A 16,671-nucleotide genomic window follows, 5' to 3' on the forward strand; every position below is an offset into this window, starting at 1 on the left:
TCCGGCTACGACGGCACCACGGTTCCGGCGCCGCCGTCGACCGTTATTTCCTGCCCGGTGAAGAGCCGGAGCGTGGCGTCCGGGACGCCCACCACCGCCGGGATGCCGTACTCCCGCGCCACCACGGCCCCGTGCGAATTGGGTCCGCCCATCTCCATCACCAGTCCGCCCGCGGTGAGGAACAACGGCGTCCAGCCGGGGTCCGTGGACGGCGCCACCAGGATTTCTCCCGGTTCCAGATGCGCACCCACAGGGTCGAGGATCACGCGGGCGGCCGCTGTGACAATACCGGCCGACGCCGGGCTCCCGCTCAGTGCCCCCGGCACCATGGATGCCGTCACAGCGTCGCCGGATGGAATAGCTTCCGGCTCCGTGCCGTCCGACAGCAGCACCCGGGGTATGTGGCGCCGTTCAAGTTCCACGGCGTAGTCCGCGCGCCGCTGCGCCACTAGGTCGCGCAGGTCAGCTTTTCCGGAACTGAGGCCGGCCCTGGCTTCGTCCAGATCGAGGAAGAAGATGTCATCCGCGTCGGCAACCACCCCTGCCGCAGCCAGCGCCGCGCCGGCCAAGGCCAGTTGCTTGCGCACTTCGGCGAGACCCACCACCAGCTGGTATTTGGGCAGTTCGCGCAGTCCGGCGAACAGCCTGGCCCGACGCAGCGCGGCCCGGACCACCGTCCCGCGCAGCCGCCCACGGATGTGTGCCTCCCCAACGAGGCGGTCAACGCAGGCTTCGGCTTCTTCCGCCGCGTTGCTGAACTGGGCGTCCGGCGCCAGCGCGGAACCCTCAAGCCGGAGGTAGTTGGCCAGGACACCCAGGATGTGGGTGGGGTCATCGGACCAGCGCGGCATGCCAACGTCGATCTCGGCCACGGCGCGGTGCCCGTACTGGCCCATAAACCGGGCCAGCCCGGCCTGCAGCACCGCGGGCAGCTGACCCGAGTGGAACTCTTCGGCCAGCTCGGCGGGTTTCCGCTCCGTCACAGCAGCGCGGGATACGCCGTCGTTCCTAATCACCTGGGCGAGCCGCCACAGCTCCAGGTCCATCTCGGTGGTGACATTGTTGGGCAGCCCGCGGAGCACAACCTGCAGATCATCCCACCGGCCGCCACCCAGCAGTTTTCCGACGAGCGCCAGTGCGGCGAAACCCAGCGCCGGGAGCGGCACGATGGACGGCACCACCGAGAAAATGCGGGTGCCGAGCAGGTTTTCGGCGTGGTCCAGGCGCTGCAGCGGGGTGACGCCGGGGGGCGGTTCGAGGGAGTCGGCGAACTCCCGCGCCCGCCGGTTGGCCCGTCGGAGGGCGGCATCCGGCCGGAAGACCGCCCGGAGCAGCGTCTCCGGAACCCTGGCATGCACCGCCGCCGGGACCACGTGCCGCAGCAAGCCCAGCGGCGTCCTGCGCGTCACGGAAAACCGTGGGTCCTCGAAAACCCTGCGCAGCACCGCGGCCGAGCGGGCTTCCATCACGTCAAAGACGCGGGGAACGATCCGCCGGCCGGTGGTGCTGCGGGCTACCGCGGTCAGATCGAAGTAGATGCGCTGGCCCGCCACCGCATACGGCGCCGGACCCTTATGTGGCTCGGGCACATCGAACTGCGCCGCGCGGGCCACCGACGACCCAATGAGGCGGAAGGCTGCCAGGCCCATGGGTGTGATGGGGCGGGTCAGGCCCTGCGCCAGGCTGAAGCAAAGGTAAACGCGCGTGCCCTCCCCGCCGGCGGCCCGCTGCGGGACGGGGAACAGCGTGGTGATGGGCCGCGACTGGGTCAGCCAGAAATGACCATCCCCGGCAATGGCCCATTCAATGTCCTGCGGCGAGCCAAAGTGACCCTCCACCCGGTGGCCTAGGGCTGCAAGTTCGGCGGCCTGCTTGTCCGTCAGGCACGCCGCGGCCCCGCCGTTGCTGATGGCCACAGTCCGTATGCCGCCGCCGGGGATGGGCCGGACCGCGATCCGCTTGTCGCCCAGCCGGCGTTCCAGCACGCGCCCGGTGAGTGGGTCAACGACAAAATGGTCCGGGTTCACGGCCCCGGACACTACCGCTTCCCCCAAGCCCGGGCTGGCATCGATCACGGCCTGCTTCCGGCGGCCCGTCAGCGGGTTGGCGGTGAAAAGCACGCCGGCGGCGGTGGCGTCCACCATCCGCTGGACCACCACGGCCAGCGCCACCACGGCCGGGTCGATCCCCCGGCTTGCCCTGTAGCTGACCGCCCGGTCCGTCCAGAGCGAGGCCCAGCAGTTGCGCACGGCTTCCACGACGGCGGCAGCGCCCACCACGTTGAGGTAGGTGTCCTGCTGGCCAGCGAAGCTCGCCGACGGAAGGTCTTCGGCAGTGGCGGAGGACCGGACGGCCACCGGAACGTTGTCGCCCAGGGCTGCGTAGGCCCGTTCGACGGCGGCGGCCACCTCGGTGGGGACCGGGGCGTTTTGGATAATATCCCGGGCCCGGGACGCCAGCGCAGCCAAGGCGGGGAGGTCGCCGTCGGGCGTTGCCTGAAGAGCAGTGTGGACCTCGGCGAGCAGGCCGTCCGATCGATGCGCATTCACGGCGGGGGAACCGCCCGCAGTGGTATATCCCGCGGTGGCCTCGCCCGCCGTCGCCACGCGGTAGGCCTCCGTGGTGAGGCAGAAGCCGTCCGGCACGGGCAGGCCAGCGGCGAGCAACTCCCCCAGGTTGGCCGCTTTGCCACCCACCACGGGAACCATTGCTGCGGTAACCGCCGCCAATCCGAGGATGGGAGACGAACTGCCGGTGTCAGGCATTTTCATGCCTCCTGCTGTGAAGGTGGTGCGAGGTGGGGGTCAGGCCGCGCCGGGGATCGGTCCGAACTGCGCCCGGTCCGCCAGCCGCGGATCGTCGCGGTCCGGAACCACAAGGACCGGGCTCTTGGCGTGGTGAAGCACGCCACCGGACGTGGAGCCCAGGAGCATGCCGGTGAACCCGCCACGGCCCCGGGTGCCCACAACCACCAGTTCTACGTGCCGGCTGGCCTCAACGAGAACATCCACGGCCGAACCGTCCAGCAGTTCCGACTCCACGGGAAGGTTGGGGTAGTGGCTTTTGAGCCAGGCCATCCCGGCGTTAAGTTGGACCCGGATGTCATCGAAGAGGGCTTTGCGGTCCATGGGGGCCGGAACCCAGGCCAGGGAGCCGCTGAACTGCGGCACCGCACAGATCACGCGCAGGGTTGCCCCGAGCCGTTCAGCCTGGTCCGCAGCCTCCAGCACGGCGATGCGTGCCTGTTCGGACCCGTCCACGCCTACTACGACAACGTTCTCGACCTGCTTGTGTCCTGGCTTGGCCTGCTCGGCCCTGATGCGCTTGTCTTCGGTGGTTTCGCCCAGCCGGTCCGAACACACCAGCGGCACCGTGACCGTGGGGCACTTGGCGTGAGCCGGCAGGGCGCTGCTCACCGAGCCCAGCAGGCGTCCCACAAATCCGCCGCGGCCGCGGGTGCCGAACACCAGCAGATCGGCTGTCTCGGACATTTCCAGGAGGACGCCCGAAGCGTCTCCGTTCTCCACGGAGCCGTCAACTTCGATGTTGTAGCCGGAAACCTTGTCCAGCGCCTGCTTGACGATCGCCTCAGCGCCCTCGCGGATCACCGAATCATCCACGGTGGCGTACCCGCCGTCCAGCCCGGACGCCGCAAAGATCGGCACTGAATACGCGGTGACAATATGCAACGGCCGACGGCGGCGCTCGGCTTCCCGGGCAGCCCACACCAAAGCGCACTGACCGTGGTCGGAACCATCCACCCCCACAACAATTCCCACCGGAGCAGCCGAATTTCCGGCCCGGTCCTGTTCCGGATCCGGATGCATCTCTTGTGCGCCCATCGGGCCGCCTCCTCGCGATACTGCCTTATGTTGCGGCTATTCTGCCAGAAGCGGCGCCCTCCGCCCGCACCGGCCGCGATGTGGGCCCCGACGGGCTGGAGAACCCTGCTTCCGCTTCTCACTATTCTCGGTCCGCAGACACTTAGCAAGCGGCTGCGGACCGCTGGATGGCGGGTTATCCACAGCCCATGGCAAACGGAGTGGCAACCGTATTCAACGATAAGAAGAATGTTTGAGTTTGGGCTATCCACGGCCCTGAATGTTCTGTAGTCTTCGAGGCACTGCCGGTCCGCCGACGCCCAATTCAGGAGCGTCCCGGGCCGGTGCTGCGGCCGGACTTTGGGGGTAACGGAACGCATGCGGGGCAACGCTGCCTGCATCCGAAAGCCTTTGAAGGAGGAAAACTGTAGTGTCAAGCATGCCTGTGAATGGCGGGACCGAACGGACCACCACGGTGATCATCGGCACGGGGCTCTCAGGCCTGGCTGTTGGCGCAGAACTGCGCCGCCGCGGCGTGGACGCGATTGTGGTGGACGGGCTCGACATCCTCGGCGCCGGACAACCGGCCAACACTGCTTCACTGCAGCGCTGCGACGCAGCAGACTCCGACTCCCTTCGGGAGCGCAACGAGATCCTGCGCCACCTGCGCAACTACGCCGCCAGCCACCACATGGATGTCCGCAACACCACCCGGGCGGTTCAGCTGACCATGGTGGGCGGCGCACCAGGCGGAAATACTGCGGGAACAACCGAGGGCTCCCCGTCCGGCAAGTGGGAAGTCCATACGCCCAACGGAATCCTGCTGGCTGACAACATTGTGCTGACCCGGTGCGCGCACAGCCAGCTGCGGCGCATGCTCAGCGATTTCGGCATCACCGTTGGCCGCAACCTGGTGGCAGCCATGCGGCAGATCGGCATCTACCTCGTGGGGGTGGGCGAGCTCATCACGCCCTCACCCAAGGAAGTCCTGCGTCAGGCGAAGACCGTGGGCCAGGCCATTTCAGCAACGGTCCAGGCCACGGTCCACCCGGAAAGCGCCGCCGCCGTCTAGGCCTGTTCGGATTCGTCGTCGCTGCCTGCGATGAGGCGGCGCTTCGCGAGGATACCGATGGCCACCAGCAGCCCGACGGCCACTACGGCAAAGATCACCAGGCTCCAGGGGAACGGTTCGGACGCGTTTTCGGCCGGGTCCGGAGCTGCGACGGTTCCCGGCTCCGCGGTTCCCATCGTGGGAACAGCGGCCGACGGCGATGCTCCCGCCGACGATGTTCCCGAGGGCGCGGCTCCCGCCGCCGCGGCGGTCGCCGTGAAGCCGAACGTCCCCTCGATCGGGTGGGAATCCGAGCTGACCACCCGCCAGGCCACCGTGTACGCCCCCGCCGGAGCGCCGGCCTTGAGCTTTTGGGTGGCAGTGCTGTCCACGATCTGAACAGCGCCGTCCGCCCACTCAGCCCCGGCGGAATCCTTGACGGAGAACTGTGCGCCGATGCCCAGCGGGTTCTTGTTGAAGGTGACGGAGACCTGTTCCGGCGTTGTGGCCACCGTGGCGCCCTGTGCGGGGCTGCTGGACTCGGCTGCATCATGTGCCGACGCCGGGGCGGAAAACCCCAGCAGCGCGGCGGCGAGAACGAAGGTCCCGAGCACAACGCTCAGCAACTGGCGGCGGATGGATCGCATGGGTGTACTGCTCCCTTGGGTTGGCGTCCTTCAAGCCTAGGCGAACTTCCCCGGGCAGCGGCAGCGCGCGCTGCACGCTTCCCGGGCACGCTTCCCGGGCACCGGCATTCAGCCGGCGACGTAGGCCGCCAGGTGCTTGCCGGTGAGCGTGGACTTGGCGGCCACGAGCTCTGCGGGCGTCCCCTCGAAAACGACCTTGCCGCCGTCGTGCCCTGCGCCGGGACCGAGGTCGATGATCCAGTCGGCGTGCGCCATGACCGCCTGGTGGTGCTCGATCACGATGACCGATTTGCCGGACTCAACAAGCCGGTCAAGGAGGCCCAGCAGGTTCTCGACGTCGGCCAGGTGGAGGCCGGTGGTCGGTTCGTCGAGGACGTAGACCTCGCCCTTCTCTGCCATCTGCGTGGCCAGCTTGACGCGCTGCCGCTCGCCGCCGGACAACGTGGTGAGCGGCTGGCCGAGGGTCAGGTAACCGAGCCCGACGTCGACGAGCCGGTCCAGGATCTTGTGGGCGGCGGGCGTGCGGGCCTCCCCTTCGCTGAAGAACACTTCAGCCTCCGTCATGGACATGGCCAGCACTTCGGAGATGTTGCGGCCGCCCAGCGTGTATTCCAGCACTGACGCCTGGAACCGCCGGCCCTCGCAGTCCTCGCACGTGGACTCGACGGTGGCCATCACGCCGAGCTCGGTGAAGATGACGCCAGCGCCGTTGCAGGTGGGGCAGGCACCTTCGGAGTTGGAGCTGAACAGCGCCGGCTTCACATTGTTGGCCTTCGCGAAAGCCTTGCGGATCGGCTCGAGCAGGCCTGTGTACGTGGCCGGGTTGCTGCGGCGCGAGCCCTTGATGGCGCCCTGGTCGACTACCACCACGCCGTCGCATCCTGCCACCGAACCGTGGATCAGCGAGCTTTTGCCCGAACCCGCAACACCGGTGACCACGCAGAGCACGCCGAGCGGAACATCGACGTCCACGTTCTGCAGGTTGTGCGTGGAGGCGCCACGCACCTCAAGGACGCCGGACAGTTTGCGGACTGATTCCCTGACCTTGGCCCGGTCATCGAGGTGGCGGCCGGTGATGGTGTCGCTCCCCCGCAGCCCCTCCACGCTGCCCTCGAAGCAAACGTTGCCACCCGCGGTGCCGGCGCCAGGACCGAGATCGACCACGTGGTCGGCGATGGCGATGGTCTCGGGCTTGTGCTCGACGACGAGCACTGTGTTGCCCTTGTCCCGCAGCTGGAGCAGCAACTGGTTCATCCGCTCGATGTCATGTGGGTGCAGGCCGATGGTGGGTTCGTCGAAGACGTAGGTGACGTCCGTGAGGGACGACCCCAGGTGCCGGATCATCTTGGTGCGCTGGGCCTCTCCTCCGGAGAGGGTGCCGGCCGGGCGGTCGAGGGAGAGGTAACCCAGCCCGATCTCGGCGAACGAGTCAAGCAGGTGCCGCAGGCCTTTGAGGAGCGGCGCAACCGACGGCTCGTCGAATTCGCGGACCCACTCGGCCAGGTCGCTGATCTGCATCTCGCAGAGGTCGGCGATGTTCTTGCCCTGGATCCTTGAGGACCTGGCCTCGGGGCTGAGCCGCGTGCCCTCGCACTCGGGGCAGGCCTGGAAAGTGATGGCACTCTCCACGAAGCGCCGCACGTGCGGCTGCATCGCCTCGACGTCCTTGGACAGCATGGACTTCTGGATCTTCGGGATGATGCCCTCGAACGTGAGGTTGATGCCCTCAACCTTGATCTTGGTGGGCTCGGCGTACAGCATCGTCTCAAGCTGCTTCTTCGTGAACGTGGCGATCGGCTTGTCCATCGGGAGTCCCATGCCCTCGAACAGCCGGCCGTACCAGCCGTCCATGCTGTAGCCGGGGACGGTCAGTGCACCGTCGCCGAGCGACTTGCTGTCGTCGTACAAGGCCGTGAGGTCGAAGTCGGAGACCGAGCCCATGCCCTCGCAGCGCGCGCACATGCCGCCCAGGTAGACAACGTTCTGCACCACGGCCTTCTCCACCCGGCCGCCGGCCTTCTCGGTGCTCATCACACCGCTGGCCTTCCGCGTCGGGACGTTGAAGGAGAATGCCGTGGGCGGCCCGACGTACGGCGTTCCCAGCCGGCTGAAGAGGATCCGGAGCATGGCGTTGGCGTCCGTGGCAGTGCCCACCGTGGAGCGGGGGTTCGCGCCCATCCGCTCCTGGTCAACGATGATCGCCGTGGTCAGCCCGTCGAGGTGGTCCACGTCGGGCCGCGCCAGGTTAGGCATGAACCCCTGCACAAAGGCGCTGTAGGTCTCGTTGATCATGCGCTGGGACTCCGCGGCGATCGTCGCGAACACCAGTGAGCTCTTGCCCGATCCGGACACGCCGGTGAACACGGTCAGGCGCCGCTTGGGGATCTCGATGCTGATGTCCTTGAGATTGTTCTCCCGGGCGCCCTGCACACTGATCAGATCGTGGGTGTCTGCAACGTGCGTCGCGGGGAGCTGCTGGACTGTCGATGTGTCAGTAGTCATGGTGTCTCCAACATATTGCTCGGCATTGTGAGGTTCCTGACAGACATTCTAGGCGCGCACACTCGGCGCGGTCCCTGCCCTCTAGGATCAAGTAACCCCAACAACACATCCCGGAGGACTAATGCTTAAGCAGGGCTCTGCCTTGGACCGGTACTTCAAGATCTCCGAGCGGGGGTCCAACCTCTCCCGCGAGATCCGCGGCGGCTTTGCCACGTTCTTCGCCATGAGCTACATCGTGGTGCTTAACCCCCTGATCCTCTCCGGCCCGGATTCCAGCGGCAACACTCTTGGTTTTGCCGCAGTGGCCGCTGTGACGGCTTTTGTGGCAGGCATCCTCACTATCCTGATGGGCGCCTGGGGCCGGCACCCCTTCGCGCTGGCCGCGGGGCTCGGCGTGAACGCGTTTGTGGCCGTCACAGTCGCCACGAACCCGGGCCTGACGTGGCCGGACATGATGGGCCTGGTGGTCCTGTCCGGCGTGACCATGATGATCCTGGTCCTCACCGGCTTCCGGACCGCCGTCTTCAAGGCCGTCCCGGACGGGCTCAAGACCGCCATCGTGGTGGGCATCGGACTGTTCATCGCCCTGATCGGGCTGGTGAATGCCGGCTTTGTGCGCCGGATCCCGGACGCTGCCGGCACCACCGTTCCCGTGGGCCTGGGCTTCGACGGCAAGCTGCTGGGCTGGCCCACGGCGGTCTTTGTGTTCGGCCTGATCCTGACCATCGCGCTGGTGGTCCGCAAGGTCAAGGGCGCCATCCTGATCGGCATCATTGCCTCCACCATCATTTCCGTGATCCTGGAAATGACCCTCCACATCGGTCCCAGCTTTGACGGCACTACCGCCAACCCGCAGGGCTGGTCCCTCGTGGCGCCGTCCTTTACTGGGTGGAGCGCCCCGGACCTGTCGCTGATCGGCAAGGCCAACCCGTTCGGCGCTTTTGAACACCTGGGCTTCGTAGCCGCCACCCTGCTGGCATTCGTGATCCTTCTCAGCATCTTCTTCGATGCCATGGGCACCATGGTGGGCCTGGCCAACGAGGCCGGCACGGTGGACAAGGACGGCAACATCCCTGACGTGGACCGCGTGCTCCAGGTGGACGCACTCGGCGCGATCGTGGGTGGCGGCGCCTCCGTCTCCTCGAACCAGATCTATGTTGAGGCCGGCGCCGGGATCGGCGAGGGTGCTCGGACGGGCGTGGCGTCCATCGTCACCGGCCTGCTGTTCCTGGTGGCCATGTTCTTCACCCCGCTGATCAACCTTGTTCCGTTCGAGGCGGTGGCCCCGGCCCTGGTGGTGGTGGGCTTCATGATGGTCTCCCAGGTGGGCAAGATCGACTGGCAGGACTGGGGAATCGCCATCCCGGCTTTCCTGACCATGACCCTGATGCCGTTCACGTACTCCATCGCCAACGGTCTCGGCGCAGGCTTCATCGCCTACGTCCTGATCCGGACCTTCCAGGGCCGCATCAAGGACGTCCACCCGCTGATGTGGGCGGTGGCCGGCGCGTTCCTGCTGTTCTTCGCCGTCGGTCCCATCGAGGCCGCACTGGGCATGCCCTAGCGGCACACTCGCCGAGATGGCACTTCGCGGCAGTGTTTTAGGGGAAACACTGCCGCGAAGTGCCATCTCGGCGCTGTTTTTGGGGGTGCGGGCTGCCGGTCCAGCTAGCCCTTCAGCACATACCGCCGCTCGGGCCTGCCCACGCCGTACTTGAGCCGGACCTCCAGCACGCCTTCGTCGTGGAGGTACTCCAGGTACCGGCGCGCACTGACCCGGGACGTGCCCAACTGGACGGCCACTTCGGCGGCGGAGAGGTCGCCGTCGGCCTCCTTCAGGGCAGCTTCCACGAGCTTCAGCGTTTCGATGCTGCAGCCCTTCGGCAGCGGCCGATCGGTCCGGTCCAGCCCGAACACCCGGTTCACGTCCGACTGCTCCGCCACATCCTTGGCCGAGTCGAGGCCCTGGTAGGCGCTGCGGTAGTGCTCCAGCCGTTCCTGTAGGTCAGTCTGCGAGAAGGGCTTGATGAGGTAATGCACAATCCCGCCGCGGAGGGCCTTGCGCACCGTGTCCACCTCACGGGCGGCGCTGATCACCAGGACATCCAGTTCCGGGGCCACTTCGCGCAGTTTGTGCATCAGGTCCAGGCCGTTGATGTCCGGCAGGTGGATATCGAGCAGCACCAGGTCCGGTTGCAGCCGCCCCGTTTCGATGACCGCCTGGGCGCCGGTATGGGCCACCCCGACGACGGCGAACCCGGGAGTGCGCTGAATGAACCCTGCGTGGACCTTGGCCACCATAAAGTCGTCATCGACGATCAGGACTTTGATCATTGCTGCATTCTCCGTGTTCGTTCCAGCCGGGCGGTGAAGACCGCCCCGTTGTTGTTGGTTACCGTGAGGTCGCCGCCGCTGCGCCGGCAGACCACCCGGGAGAGCGCCAGGCCGAAGCCCCTGCTGCCGCCGGGGCCCGGGTCCTTGGTGGTGAAGCCCTGCTGGAAGATCTCCCCCGGATCCCCGGTGACGCCGGGGCCGGAGTCGCGGACGGTGACCGTGACGCCGGCGGCTGTGTCCTCCACGAGCACCCTGACCACTGCCTCCGGAAGCCCGGTGACGGCGTCGAACGCGTTGTCCACCAGATTCCCGACCACCGTGGTCAAGTCGCGGGACAGCTCATCATCAACGCGCTTCAGCCCGGATTCCGGGTCAAGCTGCAAGGTGACCCCGCGTTCGGTGGCGAGGCTCGACTTGGCGATCAGGAGCGCGGCGAGCGCCGGATCCTGGATACGGCTGGTGACCTCGTCGTTGAGCCGGGTCCTGTCCAGCGTGGCACCGTTGACGAACTGGACCACGGAATCGTATTCCCCGATCTGGATGAGGCCGGAAATCACGTGCAGCTGGTTGGCGAATTCGTGGGCCTGGGCGCGGAGGGTGTCGGTGGCCGTCCGGGTGGCGCCGAGTTCCCGCTCGAGTGCGGACAGTTCCGTGCGGTCGCGCAGTGTGGTGACGGAGCCGATGTCGCGGCCGCGCGAACGGATGGGCACGCGGTTCAGCACCACCAGTCGGTCGCCAACGAGCACCAGCTGGTCCGGCTCCGGCTGCTCGCGGGTGAGGACTTCCTTGAGCGCCGGCTCCACGGACAGGCCGGCCAGGCGCTTGCCCACACAGTCAGCGGGGAGGCCAAGCAGCGCGCGCGCACTGTCGTTGGCCACGGTGATGCGCTCGTGCGGGTCCAGCGCCACCACGCCTTCCTTCAGGCCATGCAGCATGGCCTCGCGGTTTTCCACCAGGCCGGTGATTTCGCTTGGTTCCATGCCCAGGGTCTGCCGCTTGACCCGGCGGGAGAGCAGCAGCGAGCCGGCAACACCCAGCACACTGGCCACACCGAGATAGGTGAGGAGGTTGGGCACGGCATCCCCCAGCCGCTCCAGGACGGAGGGATAGTTCCGGCTGATGGACGCGATGCCGATCATTTTTCCGGCGTCGTCGAGGACCGGAACGTGCGCGGACAGTTCTTCCGTGCCGGATCCGTCCACCACGCCGGTCCACGCGCGGCCTTCGAGCACGCGGCTGGCGCCGAGTTCCAAGGGCTGGCCCAAGAGGCTGGGATTGGAGGAGGCAACCACTGTGCGGTCGAGTTTCGCGAGCGCTACGTGCGAGGATCCCGAGACTGTCCGCACCGACTCGGCCACGGCGGGAAGGGCTGAGCCGCCGCGGGGTTCGGCCGCGGGCAGCAGCGCCCGGACGGTGGGATTGGCACCCAGGGCTTCGGCAGCGGACAGCGCCCGGCGGCCCTCAACCCGTTCGAACGCCGCAGCCGACTGGGCGAGGGAGATGGCCACTACGGCCACCAGGACGGCGAAAACGATGAGCAACTGCAGAACCAGGTACTGCCCCGCAAGGGACATGCCTCTTCGTCGAGTCACTGTGGTTCTTTCCTCTGGTTGCGTGGTCTTTGATTGTCGGGTCTCTGGTGGTCAGGCTACCTGAACTATGGGCGCTGCATGGCGCCGGTGGGCCACCGGAAACGTGAACGCAATGAACTTAACTTTCTCTGCGTACACAAGAGTGATGCCCGTCACTTCGGGGCCTAGCATCGGATCACCAGTCAGTTTCTTGCTGATCAGATTTAGAGAAGAGGAACACCATGCGCCAGATCCGCGCATTGCGAATTGCCGCCGTCGCCGCCGGCATCGCCCTGATGGCCACCGGCTGCGGTGCCACCGGGAAGAGCTCTACTGACGGAGCCAGCTCCGGCGCCCCCGCCGGCCCGCTGACCGGGCTCCAGATCATGGTCCCCAACACTGCAGGCGGCGGCTACGACACCACCGCCCGCGTGGCGGCCAAAGTCCTCGAAGACGAGAAAATCGCCACGAACCCCGAAGTCTTCAATCTCGCCGGCGCCGGCGGAACCGTGGGTTTGGCCCGCATCGTCAACGAAAAGGGCAACGGCGACCTCACCATGCTCATGGGCCTGGGCGTGGTGGGTGCGAGCTACACCAACAAGTCCGAGTCCAAGCTGACGGCCACCACCCCCCTGGCCCGGCTCATCGAAGAACCCGGCGCCATCATGGTCAACAAGGATTCGCCCTACAAAACCATCGATGACCTGGTCACCGCCTGGAAGGCTGACCCGGGTTCCATCAGCGTCGGCGGCGGTTCCTCCCCCGGCGGCCCTGACCACCTGCTGCCCATGCAGTTGGCCGGAGCCCTGGGCATCGACGCCACCAAGGTGAACTTCGTGTCCTACGACGGCGGTGGAGACCTCCTTCCGGCCATCCTGGGCAACAAGGTGGGCTTCGCGGCCTCCGGTGCAGGCGAATACCTCAAGCAGATCGAATCCGGTGCGGTCCGCGTCCTGGCCACCAGCGGCGAGAAGCGGCTCGACGGCGTGGACGCTCCTACGCTCAAGGAATCCAACATCGACCTGGTGTTCACCAACTGGCGCGGCATCGTGGCCCCTCCGGGTATCACCGACGCTGACAAGGCCAAGCTGATCGCGGCACTCGAAAAGATGCACGGCACGGCCGCCTGGAAGGAAGCCCTGAAGACCAACAGCTGGAGCGACGCCTTCATCACCGGCGCCGCGTTCGAAAGCTTCCTGGCCGAGCAGGACAAGCGGGTGGCGGACGTCCTCACGAAGCTTGGCCTGGCGTGAGCTCCTCACCAACTTTGGCCTCACGGCTTAAAGGCCGCTCCGAGCTGGGGGTTGCCCTCCTGCTCGGGGCGGCCGGGGCCCTGGTCATCTGGGATGCAACCCGCATCGCTACCACCTACTCCCAGTCTGATCCCGTAGGACCTAAGACCTTGCCGTTCATCGTGGGCGGCCTGCTGCTGGTCTGCGCCGTGATGCTGGCCGTCAACGTACTCCGCGGTGGCAAAGGCGAGGCGGAAGGCGGCGAGGACGTGGACCTTTCCCACCCCGCCGACTGGAAGACGGTCCTGCCGCTGGCAGGCGCCTTCATCGCGAACATCCTGCTGATCGACTGGGCCGGCTGGGTCATCTCCGGCACCATCCTGTTCTGGGGCAGCGTCTGGGCACTGGGCGGCCGGAACTACATCCGCGACGGACTCATCTCGGTGGCAATGTCCCTCCTGACCTTTTACGGTTTCTACCTTGGCCTTGGCATTAACCTGCCCGCCGGCCTCCTGGAAGGGATTCTCTGATGGATGTCTTCTCCTCCCTGATGGACGGCTTTGCCACCGCCCTCACCCCCATGAATTTCCTCTACGCCGTGATCGGCGTCGTCCTGGGTACCGCCGTCGGCGTCCTCCCGGGCCTCGGCCCGGCCATGACCGTTGCGCTCCTGCTTCCGGTCACGTACGCCCTGGAACCCACCAGCGCCTTCATCATGTTCGCCGGCATCTACTACGGCGGCATGTACGGCGGCTCCACCACCTCCATCCTGCTTAATACGCCGGGTGAATCGTCGTCGGTGGTCACGGCAATCGAAGGCAACAAGATGGCGAAAGCCGGCAGGGCCGCGCAGGCGCTGGCGACGGCGGCCATCGGCTCGTTCGTGGCCGGCACCATCGGCACTGCCCTCCTGGCAGTCTGCGCTCCGATCGTGGTGGAGTTCGCCATCAGCCTGGGCGCCCCCAGCTACTTCGCGATCATGGTTCTCGCCCTGCTGGCGGTCACCGCGGTCCTCGGTTCCTCGCGCCTTCGGGGCTTCGCGTCCCTGGGCCTTGGCCTCGCCATCGGCCTGGTGGGCCTGGACGTGGTCACGGGCCAGGCCCGGCTCACGTTCGGCGTACCGCTCCTGGCTGATGGCCTGGACATCGTAGTGGTTGCAGTGGCTATCTTCGCCGTGGGCGAGGCGCTGTGGGTGGCCGCGCACCTGCGCCGCACACCCCTGCAGGTCATCCCCGTGGGACGTCCGTGGATGGGCAAAAAGGACTGGAAACGGTCCTGGAAACCCTGGCTCCGCGGCACCGCGTTCGGCTTCCCGTTCGGCGCACTTCCTGCCGGCGGAGCCGAGATCCCCACGTTCCTCTCCTATGTCACCGAGAAGAAACTCAGCAAGCACCCAGAGGAGTTCGGCAAGGGCGCCATCGAGGGCGTGGCCGGTCCGGAAGCAGCCAACAACGCTGCCGCAGCCGGCACTCTGACCCCCATGCTGGCACTGGGCCTACCCACCAACGCCACGGCAGCGGTAATGCTGGCAGCCTTCACGCAGTACGGCATCCAGCCGGGACCGCAGCTGTTCGAGAGCCAGGGACCGCTGGTGTGGGCCCTCATCGCGAGCCTCTTCATTGGCAACTTCCTGCTCCTGATCATCAACCTGCCCCTGGCACCGTTGTGGGCCAAGCTCCTGCAGATCCCGCGGCCCTACCTGTATGCCGGCATCCTGTTCTTCGCCACGCTGGGCGCCTACTCGGTGAACCTGCAGGCATTCGACCTGGTGCTCCTGCTGGCGCTCGGCGCCCTTGGCTTCATGATGCGGCGGTTCGGACTTCCCGTCCTGCCGCTCATCCTCGGAGTCATCCTCGGACCGCGCATCGAAAAGCAGCTCCGCCAGACGCTGCAGCTCAGCGCCGGCGACCCCGCCGGCCTTTGGAGTGAGCCGATCGCCGTCGGCATCTACATCATCATCGCCCTCATCCTCCTGTGGCCGCTGCTGTTCAAACTGATCCGCCGGAACCGGCCGGCAGCAGTGCCGGCAGGGGTGCCCGCCACCCGCTCCGGCGCATCCGAACCGACGGATGCCTCGGGTGGCAGCGCCAGCCATGGCAGCCACCGTGCCACCACTGGCGGCGACGTGGATGGCGACGGCTAACCAGTCGGTTACCCAGTCCTGGGCATCAGCCCGGCATCGTACCCGCCCCCGCATCCGCCCCGCCCGTATCCGCCCCGCAGCAGAAGATCAACTGACAGAAAAAGAGGTACAGCCATGACGATTGTGGTGGGATACGTCCCTACCCCGGAGGGCGAAGCGGCCCTGACCCAGGCCATCGCCGAGGCCAGGAAGAGCAACACCACCCTGCTGGTCATCAATTCCTCCAAGGGTGATGCCCTGGTGGACAACCGGTACGCCCAGGAGTCCGAAATGCAGGGCATCGAGGCGCGCCTGGCCGCCCACGGGATCGACCACGTGATCAAGCAGCCGGTCCGCGGCCACGATGCGGCAGCGGAGGTGCTTGATGCCGCGGAAGAGCACAACGCCGAACTCATCGTGATCGGGCTGCGCCGCCGCAGCCCGGTGGGCAAACTGATCATGGGCAGCACGTCGCAACGGATCCTGCTCGAGGCTGATTGTCCAGTATTGGCCGTCAAAGCGGGCATGGCAGGCTGATCCGGGCACCACCTTTTATCCGAAGTTTGTTCGCCGGACCCCGCCCTGACGGTGTGGTCCGGCGAACAAGCTTCGGATTTTTGGCGTCTGGGCGCAGGAGACAGCAGTCATCTGACATCCTAGGTCCTGTATCCGGTACAGTGGATCGAGCCGTTTGGCACGAGACACAGAAAGTTCGGCACATGACTACAGCATTTTTGGAACGCCCCCTTGCCGCCGTGGCGGCCGTCGAAGCCGCGGCTTCGCTGTCCATCGACCTGCAGTTTTCCACAGCGCACGAGATGCACGAAGGGCTGGACAACGCTGTTGCCACGCTGATCGAGCCGGCGAAAGAAGCCGCCTGCGGCATCCTTGTTACGCGGCTGCGCCCGGGACGCTTCACCGTGGCCCTGGACGAGTCGGTCCCCTTTGGTGAAACGTACGAAAGCATTGCGGCCTGAGCTGATTCGGCCTTGGATCCGGGCGTCGATCGTGCTTCGATCCAGCCCGCGATCCACGCAAAGAGTCCCCGCCTTCCGGTAACGGAAGGCGGGGACTCTTTGCTATTTGGTCTTGTGTTCCTAACTCCTGCGGACTTCTACACCGTCGGATTTAAGGAAAAGTTCCTTTTCTGACGGAGTGGCCGGCACGAGCCACAGCACGTTCCCGCTCTGCGATACTTCTTCCACTTCACCCGCCGCAATGACGTGCGCGTGTTTGATGATTTCCACCCGGTCCCCGGCTTTGAGCGTTCCCCACTCCGAGATGGTGGCCGAGTGGACATTGCGCCTCGACAGGACAGCCCCACGTGCTTTCATTTGAACTACTACCCCTTTGTATACGTCCTGCGCCACAGCCTCTTTGATGTGACTTTT

At 66.5% G+C, this 16,671-nt stretch carries 14 protein-coding genes; 7 read left to right on the plus strand and 7 right to left on the minus strand.

Features of this window, described 5'->3' with window-relative positions:
- Positions 1-5: 5 nt before the first annotated feature.
- Both MUN23_RS06340 and MUN23_RS06345 read right to left on the minus strand, forming a co-directional pair.
- The gene (locus tag MUN23_RS06340) at positions 6-2,765 is read right to left on the minus strand and encodes a PEP/pyruvate-binding domain-containing protein (RefSeq protein WP_248763043.1); all 2,760 of its coding nucleotides are present in this window, start codon (positions 2,763-2,765) and stop codon (positions 6-8) included.
- A 39-nt stretch (positions 2,766-2,804) separates the two neighbouring features.
- Positions 2,805-3,842, minus strand: coding sequence for a universal stress protein (locus MUN23_RS06345; protein ID WP_248763044.1), 1,038 nt, complete (start codon positions 3,840-3,842; stop codon positions 2,805-2,807).
- A gap of 418 nt (positions 3,843-4,260) precedes the next feature.
- On the opposite strand from MUN23_RS06345, the gene MUN23_RS06350 reads away from it, so the two are divergent.
- The gene (locus MUN23_RS06350) at positions 4,261-4,893 is read left to right on the plus strand and encodes an FAD-dependent oxidoreductase (protein WP_248764012.1); all 633 of its coding nucleotides are present in this window, start codon (positions 4,261-4,263) and stop codon (positions 4,891-4,893) included.
- On the opposite strand, the gene MUN23_RS06355 is transcribed toward MUN23_RS06350, so the two are convergent.
- Positions 4,890-5,519: a copper resistance CopC family protein gene (locus MUN23_RS06355; RefSeq protein WP_248763045.1), complete on the minus strand. Its 630-nt coding sequence runs from the start codon at positions 5,517-5,519 to the stop codon at positions 4,890-4,892. The genes MUN23_RS06350 and MUN23_RS06355 overlap by 4 nt on opposite strands.
- Before the next feature lie 108 nt (positions 5,520-5,627).
- Positions 5,628-8,021 (minus strand): excinuclease ABC subunit UvrA, encoded by a 2,394-nt coding sequence (locus MUN23_RS06360; RefSeq protein WP_248763046.1) that lies wholly within the window; start codon positions 8,019-8,021, stop codon positions 5,628-5,630.
- Between the two features lie 121 nt (positions 8,022-8,142).
- On the opposite strand from MUN23_RS06360, the gene MUN23_RS06365 reads away from it, so the two are divergent.
- A complete protein-coding gene (locus MUN23_RS06365; RefSeq protein ID WP_248763047.1) occupies positions 8,143-9,585 on the plus strand; it encodes an NCS2 family permease in 1,443 nt (480 codons plus the stop codon).
- Between the two features lie 104 nt (positions 9,586-9,689).
- Here MUN23_RS06365 and MUN23_RS06370 read toward each other — a convergent pair whose 3' ends face one another.
- Together MUN23_RS06370 and MUN23_RS06375 are read right to left on the minus strand one after the other, a co-directional pair.
- A complete protein-coding gene (locus MUN23_RS06370; RefSeq protein WP_058930259.1) occupies positions 9,690-10,355 on the minus strand; it encodes a response regulator in 666 nt (221 codons plus the stop codon).
- Positions 10,352-11,929: a sensor histidine kinase gene (locus MUN23_RS06375; protein WP_248764013.1), complete on the minus strand. Its 1,578-nt coding sequence runs from the start codon at positions 11,927-11,929 to the stop codon at positions 10,352-10,354. Before MUN23_RS06375 ends, MUN23_RS06370 begins: the two co-directional genes overlap by 4 nt.
- Before the next feature lie 239 nt (positions 11,930-12,168).
- Between MUN23_RS06375 and MUN23_RS06380 the strand changes: the two genes are divergently transcribed.
- From MUN23_RS06380 to MUN23_RS06400, 5 genes are all read left to right on the plus strand, one after another.
- Positions 12,169-13,179 carry a tripartite tricarboxylate transporter substrate binding protein gene (locus tag MUN23_RS06380; protein ID WP_248763048.1) on the plus strand — a complete coding sequence of 337 codons (1,011 nt, stop codon included), beginning with the start codon at positions 12,169-12,171 and terminating at the stop codon, positions 13,177-13,179.
- Positions 13,176-13,688 carry a tripartite tricarboxylate transporter TctB family protein gene (locus MUN23_RS06385; RefSeq protein WP_248763049.1) on the plus strand — a complete coding sequence of 171 codons (513 nt, stop codon included), beginning with the start codon at positions 13,176-13,178 and terminating at the stop codon, positions 13,686-13,688. The genes MUN23_RS06380 and MUN23_RS06385 overlap by 4 nt, the downstream gene beginning before the upstream one ends.
- Complete coding sequence (locus MUN23_RS06390) at positions 13,688-15,301, plus strand: tripartite tricarboxylate transporter permease (RefSeq protein WP_248763050.1); 1,614 nt, start codon at positions 13,688-13,690, stop codon at positions 15,299-15,301. The genes MUN23_RS06385 and MUN23_RS06390 overlap by 1 nt, the downstream gene beginning before the upstream one ends.
- Positions 15,302-15,415: 114 nt before the next feature.
- Positions 15,416-15,817, plus strand: a complete 402-nt coding sequence (locus tag MUN23_RS06395; RefSeq protein WP_248763051.1) for a universal stress protein — start codon at positions 15,416-15,418, stop codon at positions 15,815-15,817.
- 182 nt (positions 15,818-15,999) lie between these two features.
- The gene (locus MUN23_RS06400; protein ID WP_248763052.1) at positions 16,000-16,257 is read left to right on the plus strand and encodes a hypothetical protein; all 258 of its coding nucleotides are present in this window, start codon (positions 16,000-16,002) and stop codon (positions 16,255-16,257) included.
- Positions 16,258-16,377: 120 nt separating this feature from the next.
- On the opposite strand, the gene MUN23_RS06405 is transcribed toward MUN23_RS06400, so the two are convergent.
- Positions 16,378-16,614, minus strand: a complete 237-nt coding sequence (locus MUN23_RS06405; protein ID WP_056348863.1) for a hypothetical protein — start codon at positions 16,612-16,614, stop codon at positions 16,378-16,380.
- Between the last annotated feature and the right edge of the window lie 57 nt (positions 16,615-16,671).

This window comes from Pseudarthrobacter sp. SSS035 (assembly GCF_023273875.1).
GTDB lineage: Bacteria > Actinomycetota > Actinomycetes > Actinomycetales > Micrococcaceae > Arthrobacter.

Excerpts from the sequence above, each read along its gene's own strand:
- MUN23_RS06340 (WP_248763043.1), bottom strand. The coding sequence starts at position 2,765 with ATGCCTGACACCGGCAGTTCGTCTCCCATCCTCGGATTGGCGGCGGTT.
- MUN23_RS06345 (WP_248763044.1), bottom strand. The coding sequence starts at position 3,842 with ATGGGCGCACAAGAGATGCATCCGGATCCGGAACAGGACCGGGCCGGA.
- MUN23_RS06350 (WP_248764012.1), top strand. The coding sequence starts at position 4,261 with ATGCCTGTGAATGGCGGGACCGAACGGACCACCACGGTGATCATCGGC.
- MUN23_RS06355 (WP_248763045.1), bottom strand. The coding sequence starts at position 5,519 with ATGCGATCCATCCGCCGCCAGTTGCTGAGCGTTGTGCTCGGGACCTTC.
- MUN23_RS06360 (WP_248763046.1), bottom strand. The coding sequence starts at position 8,021 with ATGACTACTGACACATCGACAGTCCAGCAGCTCCCCGCGACGCACGTT.
- MUN23_RS06365 (WP_248763047.1), top strand. The coding sequence starts at position 8,143 with ATGCTTAAGCAGGGCTCTGCCTTGGACCGGTACTTCAAGATCTCCGAG.
- MUN23_RS06370 (WP_058930259.1), bottom strand. The coding sequence starts at position 10,355 with ATGATCAAAGTCCTGATCGTCGATGACGACTTTATGGTGGCCAAGGTC.
- MUN23_RS06375 (WP_248764013.1), bottom strand. The coding sequence starts at position 11,929 with ATGTCCCTTGCGGGGCAGTACCTGGTTCTGCAGTTGCTCATCGTTTTC.
- MUN23_RS06380 (WP_248763048.1), top strand. The coding sequence starts at position 12,169 with ATGCGCCAGATCCGCGCATTGCGAATTGCCGCCGTCGCCGCCGGCATC.
- MUN23_RS06390 (WP_248763050.1), top strand. The coding sequence starts at position 13,688 with ATGGATGTCTTCTCCTCCCTGATGGACGGCTTTGCCACCGCCCTCACC.
- MUN23_RS06395 (WP_248763051.1), top strand. The coding sequence starts at position 15,416 with ATGACGATTGTGGTGGGATACGTCCCTACCCCGGAGGGCGAAGCGGCC.
- MUN23_RS06400 (WP_248763052.1), top strand. The coding sequence starts at position 16,000 with ATGACTACAGCATTTTTGGAACGCCCCCTTGCCGCCGTGGCGGCCGTC.
- MUN23_RS06405 (WP_056348863.1), bottom strand. The coding sequence starts at position 16,614 with ATGAAAGCACGTGGGGCTGTCCTGTCGAGGCGCAATGTCCACTCGGCC.